Consider the following 11,778-nt stretch of genomic DNA (forward strand, 5'->3'; position numbering starts at 1 on the left):
GTGAGCGTCGGTGGGTTCCGTCCGGCCAGGGGGTGTAACGGGGTGTCATCTGCTGCAGGACCCTCGCGACGGCGGCGAGGCGCTCGTACGGTGTTGAGCTGAACGGCGATCAACTGCGACCCGCACCTGTGTCGTCAGCCGTTCGTGCGACACCGCGCGCTCGGACCGGCCCCGGATCAGTCGGTCAACTGTGACAACAGCCTTTGGGAAGGTGTCACGGTCGGGCTGCTGCGGACAACGGGGAGGAGCGCAGCGTTGCCCAACGGCGACGAGGGTACGACCACGGCCGTTGCACCGGCCGATTGGGGACCGACCGAGGACGGCCTGGCGCAGGCGTTCCTTGCCGGGCATGGCGACGAGTTGCGGTACTGCCCGAGCGCTGGCCGTTGGCTGCGGTGGGCGCAGTACCGCTGGGTCTGGGACGAGGCGGACTTGCACTGGCAGTACGTGCTCAAGTTGGCACGGCAGTTGCCGAGGTCCGGCCGTTGGCGACGGTTCCACGGCAAGGCACTGTCAGCATCCGGCGTCGCCGGTGTCGCCCGTCTTGCCCGGACCTCGCCGAGTGTCACCGTCAGCCTCGACGAGCTCGACGCGCACCCGTACGAGCTGAACACACCCAGCGGGATCGTGGACCTGCGCACTGGCAGTGTCCGCCCAGCGGACCGCATGCAACTGCACACTCGCAGCACAGCGGTCGGGCCCGACGCAGACCGTCGTGGTGAGGTGTTCGAGCGGTTCCTTGACGACACCTTCGGCGACGATGCCGAAATGCGCACCTATGTGCAGCGACTGGTCGGGGTCGCCGCGATCGGCACTGTGCTGGAGCAGGTGCTGCCCTTCGCCCACGGCGACGGCGCGGACGGCAAGTCGACGCTGTTCGGCGCGGTCATGCACGCGCTTGGCATCGGCAGCACCGGGTATGCCATCGCCGCCTCGTCGGACCTGTTGATCCAGCGGCCGCACGCCGATCACCCGACCGAGCTGGCGCAGCTGGCCGGCGCGCGGCTTGTCGTGTGTTCGGAGCTGGACGAGGGTCAGCGCTTCGCCGAGTCCAGGATCAAACTCCTCACCGGCGGTGACCTCATCCCGGCGCGGTTCATCCGTGGCGACTGGTTCACGTTCCGGCCGTCGCACACGCTGATCCTGTTGGGCAACCATCGCCCGGAGGCCCGCTCAGGCGGTCCCGGATTGTGGCGTCGGCTACGACTGCTGCCGTTCGCCCATACTGTTCCGGAGGAACGACAGGACCCGCACCTGCCCGAACGGCTGCGGGAAGAGGCCCCGGCGATTCTGGCGTGGATCGTGCAGGGAGCGGTCGCCTATCTTCGGGACGGGCCCGGCGAGCCCGAGTCAATCCGGGCCGCGACCGCCGCCTACGCCAGAGAACAGGACAGCGTCGCCCGGTTCGTCGGCGACTGCTGCGAGGTAGCGGTCGAGCGGCCAGCGGTGCACGTAGCCACCGGCGAGCTGCGAACGGCGTATGAGCGGTGGTGCGCCGAGAACGACGAAACGCCGACGACGCCAAAAGTGCTCACGCAGCGGCTCCATCGCCTCGGCGTAATCTCCAGCCGCGGCGCCAAGGGCGTCCGCCGCTACGAAGGCATCGCGCTGCGCGCCGAGCCGCCGCAGCAGCCATCTCGGCACAGCGGTGACCCGATGTTCTGATCACCTGCGAACGCGCGGACGCCGTCTACCGATCCGGCGAACGCTTCCTCGACGGTCACGGCAGCGCCACGGCAGGCGGCAGTTGTTGCGGGTCGCCTGCTGAGCTCCGAACGAAGGTCAATTGCCGGTCAAAGGAGGTCGTACACGGTGAGTGGGCGGTACTCGCTGGGTGTGTACTGCCGCGGATTGCCCGGGTCGGCTGGGTTCGCGGCGTGGTAGGTGCACGCGCTGGGGTGGTCTTCCAGGGCCAGCGGTTGCAGCGCCAGGAGCCCGGCGACGGTGTACACGCGGTCGTGCGAGTCGAACGCGGCGACGCTGGCCTGGACCCGCTGACGGGCCAGGTCGATCAGCGGCGCGGCGTCGGCGGTGCGGTAACAGCCGCGCAGCATCGCCGCGACGATGATCAGCTGGCTCAGGCCGACCGGGTCGACGCCGCGCACGGCTTCCCACTCCTGCCACGCCTGACGCGCGGCGGTGACACCTTCGTCGCAGCGCCCGAGGGCGTGCAGGGTGCAGCCCAAATCGAACCGGACCCGCAGCGCCTCGAGGTGGTCGTCGATGTGGGTGTAGCTGTCGATCAGCGCCTGCCGGACGACGCTCGCCGCACCGTGGTCCCGGTCGAAGTCCAGCTCGGCGGCGAGGGCCTGGCCGGCGGCCAGCGTGTCGGCGTGGTCCGGTCCGTGCAGGTGACGGGAGGCGTCGTAGGCGTACTGCGCCCATGCCCGCAACGGCATCTGCGGATCGTGGCTGTGTGTGCGCAGGTAGGTCAGGCACACCGCGAGGAGTTTCGGGTCGTGTGGGGCGGTTCGCGGGTCACGGTGGCGCAGGTGCGGCAGCAGTGTCCCCGCGGCCCGCTCCGGAGCTCGCCGGCGCAACCATCCGCGGGCGCGTACAGCCGCCGCGCTGAGCAGCGCCACCAGCCGTGCGACGGGCTGGCGGGGCGGGGTTCGCTGGGGGGTGCGGCGGCTGAACTGCATGGCATCTCCGGACGATTCGAAACACATCAGACTTGGTCGCCGTTATCGGGTCCGGGGCGGGATCCAAGCGCAGGCCGCGCAGACTGCATGGGTTCACCGCCGGTTGGCTGCCGCGCTGTGCCGCTGGCAGCAGTTGCCGCGATCCCGTGCGCACGACGTCGTCTTCGTAACCACGGACACCGTGTTGGCCGTGCGCTTGGGTAAGGTCGTGTTCCGGCCGGCGCCGCGCCATCGCAATCACGGCCGCCGCCCTGCTGATCCCCGGCCGGCCTGGTCAACCACCCGGCCGTCACCACGTCCCGATCGTCCGCAGCCGGCGGCGCCGCTGCGGCGTTGCACAGCCTCAGCAGCCGATCCTTGGCGCGGGCACGTACGAGCACCACCACGACCCCTGGGGTCGTTCTCGTGATCGGACGTGCCCAACCATGACCGATCAGGACTACGCGAGGGCGGGTCCAGCGCTGGGTGGCGCGCTCGGCTCCGGCAGGAGCGCCTGGCGGCGCAGTTCCAGCAGCAGCCGGTAGCCGAACAGGCCAGGCCGGATGGTCTGGATCTCCCGGTCCTTCGGGACGACCTCACTGAAAGCGAGGACCCGCCCGGTCTTCGGATTGAAGATGATCGTGTACACGCCGTTCGGTTCGGAGAGCGTGAACGCCACGCCGGCCCGTCCGGCGAGATCGGTCATCGGCCCGGCGAACGTGAGGCCCTGCACGTCGGCGAGCACGCGCAGCGCGGCGGCTCGGTGTACGCGGTCGAGATACTGGTCCATCCAGAGGTTCATGAGCTGCCGGACGAGCCACTGTGGACCGGCTTCGGCGAGGTCTTCAGGGTGGTGCATGAGCACCGCGTCGGTGAGCGCGACCCGGTCGGTCGGCACCGGCTCCGGCACCATCAGTTGCAGGTTGCCCCTGGTGTAGTGCTGTACGAACAGCGGTGCGGTGGCAAAATCCGGCCGGTCGGAGCCGTCGGGCAGTGGAAGCAGACCGGGGCGGTTCGGCAGAACTCGTCCGAACTCGAGTCCGGACCCGTCGGTGTCGTCGCGGCAGATGGTGGTGTCGTCGCGGTGTACGACGGTGGTGGCACGGCTCCAGCTCTGCGTCCGCCGGCACGTATGCCGGCCGGTCGACGCGTCGGCGTCGGCGTCGGTGAGTTGCTGTGCGAACAGGGCGAGCCGCTGGACGGTATCCAGGCCCGGTACGTCGTACCAGGCCGGCCCGGCGGCCGACGGCGACGCGGCCGCTGTGGGCGTCGGTGTGCCGTGCTGCGCCTGCGCGGCCGGCATGGGCTCGCTTGGACGGGTCGTGATGTACACCGTGAAGGCGGCGACGAGCAGGGCCGCCGCGCAGCCGGCCGTGACGACGAGGCGACGCGTTGCGGCGGGCGTCATCGGCGTGTTGAGCGGTGCTGCACCTGGTGGCAGCGGCGCGGGTTGTGCCGGAGAGAGCTCGGCGTGCGGTCTGGTCGGGTCTTTGGGTTCCGACGGTGTACCTGGGTTCGAGTCCATCGTTGCCTTCCGTGCTCAGGGGCTGTTGGTGGAGGGGAAAGTGCTGCCGCCGGTGCCATGTCAGGGTCGTGTGCCTGCTGGGTCGCCAGCCATGGCGGCGTGGTAGGCCGCGACGACGGGGTTCGAGATCCGTCCGCGGTCGCTGAGCTCGTAGCCGGCAGCGCGGGCCCAGGCCCGGATCTCGGGACCGTCGCGGTCTCGGCCGGTGTGGGAGGCGGCCTTCCTGGTGTTCCGCCGGGCGGGGGTAGCGGCCTGCAGAAATGGCCCGACGGCGGCTCGCAGTTTCGCCGCGTTGGTGGTGTTGAGGTCGATCTCGTAGTTGGTGCCGTCCAGAGCGAAGCGGACGGTTTCGTCGGCGGGTCCCCCGTCGAGGTCGTCGACGAGGACCTGGATGCTGCGCCTCGCCATGAGGTGCCCTTCAGCTCGGGGGTCGCCGCGCTGGCGACTCGTGCGCGACAGGGATTTGTCGGTCCTTCGCGTTAACCGCCGCGGTCGCATCGCCGGACTGCGTGGACGGCGGGGCGCCGGCTGGCGAGTGCTGATCGCCGGCCGGCACCCCGGCGTGCTCGGACGTCCGGTCCGTGCAGCGTGCTTTACGGCACGATCTGCGGCTTGAGCCGGTCGATGCGGCCGCGTGTGGCCGGGTTCAGGACGGTCGGCGGGCAGGTGCACGCCTCGGCGTGCCGGGTGCGGATGGTGGTGGCCACCCAGAGCCGCACCCGGATCGACGTGAGATCGGTGTAGATGGTCGGTTCCACGCACGGCCGTTCGGTGCTGGTCTCGCGGCTGGCGATGCCCACCTGCGACCAGCGCGGGTCCCGGCTCGCGCCGGCGCTGATGCTGCTGCGGACGGCTGGGCTGCCGGAGTCGCCGTAGCAGGCGCCGCCGCCGTAGCAGGCTTCGCCGTCGCTGATGAATCCGCCGTCGCACGTGGTCGTGGGCAGCCGCACGGTGTCCTGCTGCTGTAGTAGCGCCGGCGGACCGGCGGTCGGTGGGTACTTGGTGAGGCCCCAGCCGAGCAGTCGGACGGCGTCGCCGACACCGGCCGGATGGAGTGCGAGGGGCATGAGCTGCGACTGGACCGGGCGGTCGAGTTCGATCAGGGCGTAGTCGGACACCGGGGAGGGCCAGTTCGAGGCCCAGGCCCAGCCTGCCGGCAGGAACACCCTGCGGCCGGTGGCGACCTGCCCGCCGGTGGTGCGGTCGGTGCTGCCGATCCGTACGGTGATGTTGGCGGCAGGGACTGGCACGGGTTTGGGTGCTGCGGCGTCGTCGCTGACGCAGTGCGCCGCGGTGAGGACCACATCCGGCTGGATCAGCGCACCGCCGCACAGGGCGGTGCCGAGGCCGGGGTAGAGGATCTGCACGACGGTGGTGCCGGGGTAGGACTGGGTGGCGTCCTGCCCACCGACGATCGCTGCGGCCGGTTCAGCCGAGGCGACAGCGCCGACTGCGGCGACCGCGAGGGCGGTCGCTGCGAGGGTCAGCCGTCGCCGTGTTACGTGGTACATCGAGTCCTTCCATGGTGCGGTGAGGGGTCGTTCCGAACCGGGGCGCATGGTCGCGCCCGGTGCATAGGAGCCAGCGGCGGCGGGCCGGCGAGGCGGCAACGCGCCGCATGGCAGTACGGACGTCGTCACGCACGTTGATCGACAGATTCAGCGGGACGCCCTGACCTCTTCGTCGGGCAACTCTGGTTGCCTATGGAGCGGGCCGACGTCTGCGTGACCTTCGAGGCGACCTGATGGAGGCGCTACCGGTATGTCCATGGGCTGCTCTGGTCGATCGCGTCGGTGTCGATGTCCACGGCGACCCCGTGGTGGTCGCTGGCACCGGCCGGCAGATCCAGCAACTGGTAGTTGCTGATCGCCTCACCGAACGGGCTGGACAGGTGGATGCGGTCGATGCGGTCGTCGCTACCGGTGCGCCGCAACAGCTCGGTGTCGCTGGTGCGCTCGTACAGGTGCCAGGCGGCATCGAGGTAGCCGCATTTGCGCAGCATCTGCGCTGCCCGTCGGTCTGGTTGCAGCGCTGTGCCGGGGTCGCTGAGGAGGGTGCGGGCGGCCAGGTTGTAGGGCCGCATCTGGCTGTAGTCGGGGTCGGGTCCGTCCTCTGGTGGAAAGTTCAGGTCACCGCCGACGACGGCGTACGGCCCGTACCGGTAGCTGGAGGTGGCGACGAGTTTCGCCTCGTACAGGGCCTTGTCGCCGCTGTAGGGGTCCAGATGCGCAGCGGCGAAGGTGACCGGAGCCGATAGGCCAGGGATCGGGAAGCTGGCGATGACGAACCCGTGGGTGGTCTCCTGGCTCAGAGCGTCGCTGGCATGGTTCCACCAGCCGAGAGTGTCCGGGCGGAACAGGACCGCTGAGCGCATGCCGGTTTTCGATGCGGGCAGCGGGGCGGCATACAGGCCCAGTTCGCGTTGGGCACGGCCGAGCTGACGGTGCCCGTGGTCGGTCCACCCGCGTGCTTCGTTGAGCAGCAGCACGTCAGGCTCTGCGTTGCGGATGCGTTCGGCGAGCGCCGGCCACCGGTCCTGTGGGCTGCCGTCGCTGTCACGCAGGCCGCCGTTGCACAGATTCTGCGCTACGACACGGATTCGCATAGGTTGTTGCGCCTTTCCTGTGAGGTGGAGGGCCGGTCGCGAGCGGAGCGGTACTGCTGTGAGGCCGAGCGGGCTTCATGCGGTGGCGACGCTGGATCGCCTGCCCGACGGGGGCGCGGCGCAGCGGGCGCCGGACGGCGTGCGACCGGCCGGACAGTCCGGGCGGCGCGTCGATCGATACGGCCCACAGTGGTCGTGGCCCGTTGTTCGTGCGCTGCACGCGGATGTCGGCGCGAAGTAGCCGCCGGTCGCGCCTGCGCCCCGTGTGCGGCGCAGCTGGTAAGGACGGCGAGCCTTCCGGGTGTCAGACGCCAGGCGGGCGGCGGCGTGTCCATGGTGCGACGGGTCATGGACGGAGCACCGACGCCAAGTCCGTGTCGGGGTCGGCAGTTGGCCATGCGCAGTGCGGGGCATGCTCGGCCCGGCGCGGCGCAATGGTCGTGCCGTACCGGAACCAGACGTCGACCAAGTCGCGCGTCGGGTCGGTTGGGCGGTAGGGCTCAGCTTCTGCAAGGCGGCGCAGGGCGGTGGTGGTGCGGCCGCAGACGGCGAGCATCACGACCAGCGGCATGATCACCTTCAGGTCGCGGCGGTTGTTGCCTCTGGGGTGGCGCTGCTGCCATCCACGCCAGAGTGCGGTGAGGACGTCGACCGCCTCGGCGCAGCGGCCGACGCACTGGAGCAGTTCGGCCGTTCGCACAGCGGCGAGCACTCCGGGCCACGCGTCGCGCTGCTGCAGGCTCGCTACGGCGACGCGGTGCTGGACGGTGAGTGCTTCGTCGAACGCACGGCGTCCGGCGAGCAGCTGGACCAGGACTTCAGCGGCGCTGATCGCCTCGCCGCTGCCGACCCCGTACAGGCGCTGGCTGGCCGCGTCGGCGTAGCGGACCCAGGCCAGGACCGCGTCGAGGTCGATCCGGCCCGCCCGCGCGCTGTATTCCCCAGCGTGGACGGCCCGGCCCAAGATCACGGCCTGGCCGATGAGTTCCGGGTCGTCGCCGGCTGCGGCCGGGTCTCGTCGCAGCAGGATGAACGCGTCGGTGATCGTGCGGTCGACGGCGCCGACCAGGTGCTCGAGCGAAGCGGGTTCGTCGCTCGTCGGCGCATCCACGCACCGGAACACCGCGGCCGCCAAGTCCATCACACCGAACGGCTGACCGGCCGGCGTCCGCTGGTCAGGACCCATGGAGCCCTCCACCGCTCCGGTCGCCCGACGCAGGAAGCGGCCTGGATGTGCATCGCGGGTTCAGGGACGGCGTGGCGGTGACGATTCCGCGGTGCTGCGCGGTCATCCGGCACAGCCGGCCGCAGGAGTGTGCACGTCTGGGGTGTACGTGCTGGTCAGGGTCAGCAGGTAGATCTCGTATTGATCGGTTGGGTCCGGTGGAGTTGTCGCGTCGGGGCGGCGGTGCGCTTGGCTGTGGCTGGCCAGGAGTTGCCCTGTTCGCGGGTCGAAGATGAGCGTCTTGGCGACGGTGAACGGCATCGGCGGTTGGAAGGTCAAGGTGACCGCGATCCCGGTCCGTCCGGCGCGGTCCGTCACCTGCGGTTGCACGTGAATGCCAGGTTGGCGGGCGAGCATCCGCAGGATGCCTTGGCGGGCGGCCAGGGGTACGAACCGCGCGCTGTAGAAGTCGGCGATCTGTCCGAAGACGTCGATGACGGTGCCGGGCGGCTGCGGTTCGTGCAGGATGTGCCGGCGGATGGCGTCTGGGTCACGGGGCAGCGGCCCGTCGAAGGGCCCGAGTTCGGTGCCGGTCTCGTCGCGCAGCAACCGACAGCCGTGGTTCTCGTCGAGTTCGACGGCGCGGGTGCTGCCCTGGCCGGAGGTCCACAGCTGGGTCCGCCTGACCGGTGCCGCGGCGCCGTCCGGAGATGCTGCGGGCGGTGCGGCGAACGAGTCCCAGATCCGCAGGCTGAGGTATTCGAATCGGGCGCGGGCAGGGTCGGCAGGAGCATTGCGCAGGTCGTCGGCGAACCGCTCCAGCAGGGCCTTGGCATCGCTCGGGCCGGCAGTCTCGTTGGTCGCGGCGGTCCCTGGGGCTGTAGGAGATGCGGGGAGGGTCGGCCCAGGTGTCGGCGAGGCAACTCCGGGCGTGGCGTGGTTGCCGGATCGCGTGACGGCCACAGCGGCCGTGGTGAGGACGACAAGGATCGCCGCAGCGGTCGCGGTCATGGCCAGCAGCCGGCGGCTTGTCCGAGAGCGCCGGGTGAATTGGGTCGCGGGGAGAGCGGGTTCACCGACGCTGAGGGTGCTTCGGCTGCCGGGCCCGGTGTCGGGGTGTTCCATCGGTCTCCTGGTTGGCTGTGGTCCGGCTGCTGCGGACCGTTGGTGTCGATAGCGGGCGGGCGGTGACGCGGTCGCGGGCGGCCGTGGTGTCTTAGCCGGCGGGACGGCGGCGTCGCCGCAGCGTCACGGCCGGGGCTGCCTACCGTGCGATGCGGTCGGCGTCACCGGTGCCGCCGGCGCCGGGCGAGGACTCAGCCGGTGGCGGCGGTGCGGGCCACGACGCCGTAGCAGGCCACCTCGTCGTCACGTGGCTGCGGTTCGTCCTGACCGTCAGGCCGCCACCGGAAGACCGACACCAGCTGCGAGCCGCTGTCCTCGATCAGGTTGGTGGTACTCGCGGCCGGCTCGGGTACCGCCGGTTCTGGGTCGACGAGGTGGAGCCCGGCGACGAAGCCGGCGATCTGTGCTCGGGTACGCGGGCGGTACTGCGTCTCGGTGCTGCGCTGCAGGCCCGGCACCTGGGCGGCGGTGTCGCTGGGCCAGAAGTCGGTGGTGCCGTGGCTGAGCACGACGTAACTGCCGGGAGCGAGCACGCCGAGAAGCTCGGCAACGGCGTGTGTCGCCTCGTCGTCGCTCAGGAAGTGCGGGACGGCGGCGAGCAGCAGACCGACCGGCTGGGACAGGTCGAGGGTGCCGTGCAGGTCCGGGTTGTGCAGGATCGAGGCCGGGTCACGCAGGTCGGCGTCGAGGTAGGCGGTCTTGCCCTCAGGGTGGCTGGTGAGCAGGGCTCGGGCGTGGGTGAGCACGATCGGGTCGTTGTCGACATAGACGACCCGGCTGGCCGGGTCGATGCCTTGCACGATCTCGTGGGTGTTCGGTGACAGTGGGATGCCGACGCCGACGTCGATGAACTGCCGGATGCCGGCGGTGCCGGCCAGGTAGGCGACCGCGCGGTGCAGGAACCGGCGGTTCTGCAGGGCAGCTTCCCGCACGCCAGGAAACGCCGATGCGATCAGGTCGCCGGACTCGCGGTCGGCAGCGAAGTGGTCCTTGCCGCCCAGCCAGTAGTTGTAGCGGCGCGCTGGGTGCGCCACAGAGGTGTCGATCCGCACGAGTACGTCCGAGGTCGGCTCCGGGCTCGGGTCGGTTGCGAAGTCCGGTGTTGGGCGGGTCGTCATGGATGTGTCCTGTCGCAAGGAGGGGCTGCGGTCGCGCTGCGGAGGAGGCTCCGGCGGGCGGTAGTGGCCTGGATTGGGCTGGCGGGTGCTCTGGTGGTGCACACATCGGCAGCACGGGCGATGGCGGTGGGGCTGTAGGCGACGGCGACGCCGACGCAGTACCGGCGGGCCTTCGGGTCAAGTCCGGTGAGCTGGCGCCGGGTGGCGGCCGCCTGAACGGTCGCGGCGACGCTCGCTGGTGCGTTGTCTTGGGCGAGGAACACGATGGTGGGCCGGGTTCCGCCGCTGGGGTCGGTCCAGGTGATGTCGATCGTCGTGCCGGTGTCGCGCACGATCCGTACGTCAGCGGGCGGACGCAGCTGCGAGGTGTCGTGGCTTGCCAGGGTCCACGGAGTGCGGGTGGCGGCCGGAACGGTGGGCTGCGCCCGGTTCCTCTCCGGCTCACCGGCGGGCACCAGCTTGGCGATGACGGCCACGCTGACCGCGGTCGCGGACGCGGCAGCGAGGCACACGACGACCCCGACCAGCGTCCAGTGCCGCAGTGACTGGCGGCCTGGTTCCCGGCGTCCGGGTTTGCTGTTCGGACCTGCCGATCTCGGCGCGGCCGGTCGGTTGGAGGTCACGGCCGGTCGCGGCTCGTCGTCGGGGTGGGCTGCGGTGAGCCGGTTCCTGAGGTTGTTCAGCTGGGTGACGAGCGGGTGCTGCCCGCCCAGGCGGGCGCGGGCCGCGGGGGTCAGCTGCGCTGCAAGCTGCCACGCGGCGTCGTGTCCGCCGAGCTGGATGCGGAGTTCGGCGAGGTCGACGCCGACGCGGATCACGTCGGTGTGGTCGAAGCCGTACTCGTCGACGAGGCAGGTGTAGGCCTGGGTGAGTGCCGGTTCGGCCGTTGCCGGCCGTCCCTGCGCGGCGGTGAGCGAGGCGGCGCCAGCGGTCGCCAGCAGCACCGGCCAGCGGATCGGTTCCCGCGCGCCTCGGCTGCGGTCGATGATGTCGCGGTAGCAGGCCGTTGCGTCGTCGAGCCGGTGTTGCGCCGCCAACAGCCGTGCCTCGGTGAGGGCGTGCATGGCTGATTGGTACGGGCCGAAGTCGGGCCATGTGGCGAGGTCGGCGAGCACGTCGGCGGCTTGGTCGGCCTGGCCGAGGGCGAGCATCGTTTCGGCAAGCATCCGGGTGGCGTCGACAGCGTCGACGTGGTCGACCGGCACGCCGTGTTCTATCCGCGAGCGGACCTCGATGAGGAGTTGGTAGGCGCCGGTGAAGTCGTAGGCCGCCAGTCGTGCACCTGCGAGATTGACCAGCTCGGTCGGCGTATCCGGTGCCGCGTGACGACCGGCGCTCGTGGCGTCGTCGCTCGCGAACGTGCCGCCCGGGTCGGCACCATGGGTCTCGATCGGCTTCAGATGGACCATGCTCACGGATGGCCCGCCGCTTCGCCGTCGGTCGCCACGATCACCGGCGTGCCGGTCCTCGCACGGCACCACGCTGTCGCGAGCGAGCCGGAGCGCCCGGCCGGTGGGCGGACCCCGGCGCTGGGGTTGGCCGGCACGGCAGTTGGCTGGTCGGCTGGGTCGAAGGTCACGGTTGCTTCCACGTCTGGTTCGGCAGTTCGCGTCGAGTGG

At 70.7% G+C, this 11,778-nt stretch carries 10 protein-coding genes; 1 reads left to right on the forward strand and 9 read right to left on the reverse strand.

The features are described from left to right. Window positions 1-255 precede the first annotated feature (255 nt). Window positions 256-1,665, forward strand: a complete 1,410-nt coding sequence (locus AB0H83_RS23280; protein ID WP_360097534.1) for a phage/plasmid primase, P4 family — start codon at window positions 256-258, stop codon at window positions 1,663-1,665. A gap of 128 nt (window positions 1,666-1,793) precedes the next feature. On the opposite strand, the gene AB0H83_RS23285 is transcribed toward AB0H83_RS23280, so the two are convergent. From AB0H83_RS23285 to AB0H83_RS23325, 9 genes are all read right to left on the reverse strand, one after another. Next, window positions 1,794-2,642: a hypothetical protein gene (locus AB0H83_RS23285; RefSeq protein ID WP_360097537.1), complete on the reverse strand. Its 849-nt coding sequence runs from the start codon at window positions 2,640-2,642 to the stop codon at window positions 1,794-1,796. Between the two features lie 439 nt (window positions 2,643-3,081). Next, window positions 3,082-4,029 (reverse strand): hypothetical protein, encoded by a 948-nt coding sequence (locus AB0H83_RS23290; RefSeq protein ID WP_360097540.1) that lies wholly within the window; start codon window positions 4,027-4,029, stop codon window positions 3,082-3,084. Between the two features lie 177 nt (window positions 4,030-4,206). Next, window positions 4,207-4,554, reverse strand: coding sequence for an Lsr2 family protein (locus AB0H83_RS23295; RefSeq protein ID WP_360097543.1), 348 nt, complete (start codon window positions 4,552-4,554; stop codon window positions 4,207-4,209). A 185-nt stretch (window positions 4,555-4,739) separates the two neighbouring features. Next, entirely contained in the window at window positions 4,740-5,657 is a 918-nt protein-coding gene (locus AB0H83_RS23300; RefSeq protein ID WP_360097546.1) for a trypsin-like serine protease, read from the reverse strand. A 242-nt stretch (window positions 5,658-5,899) separates the two neighbouring features. After that, window positions 5,900-6,751: an endonuclease/exonuclease/phosphatase family protein gene (locus tag AB0H83_RS23305; protein ID WP_360097549.1), complete on the reverse strand. Its 852-nt coding sequence runs from the start codon at window positions 6,749-6,751 to the stop codon at window positions 5,900-5,902. 346 nt (window positions 6,752-7,097) lie between these two features. Next, a complete protein-coding gene (locus tag AB0H83_RS23310) occupies window positions 7,098-7,937 on the reverse strand; it encodes a hypothetical protein (protein WP_360097552.1) in 840 nt (279 codons plus the stop codon). Window positions 7,938-8,039: 102 nt separating this feature from the next. After that, window positions 8,040-8,927 carry a hypothetical protein gene (locus AB0H83_RS23315; protein ID WP_360097555.1) on the reverse strand — a complete coding sequence of 296 codons (888 nt, stop codon included), beginning with the start codon at window positions 8,925-8,927 and terminating at the stop codon, window positions 8,040-8,042. A 305-nt stretch (window positions 8,928-9,232) separates the two neighbouring features. After that, window positions 9,233-10,159: an SAM-dependent methyltransferase gene (locus AB0H83_RS23320; protein WP_360097558.1), complete on the reverse strand. Its 927-nt coding sequence runs from the start codon at window positions 10,157-10,159 to the stop codon at window positions 9,233-9,235. Next, window positions 10,156-11,568: a hypothetical protein gene (locus AB0H83_RS23325; protein WP_360097561.1), complete on the reverse strand. Its 1,413-nt coding sequence runs from the start codon at window positions 11,566-11,568 to the stop codon at window positions 10,156-10,158. The genes AB0H83_RS23320 and AB0H83_RS23325 overlap by 4 nt, the downstream gene beginning before the upstream one ends. Window positions 11,569-11,778 lie beyond the last annotated feature (210 nt).

It is taken from the genome of Dactylosporangium sp. NPDC050688 (assembly GCF_040654515.1).
GTDB lineage: Bacteria > Actinomycetota > Actinomycetes > Mycobacteriales > Micromonosporaceae > Dactylosporangium.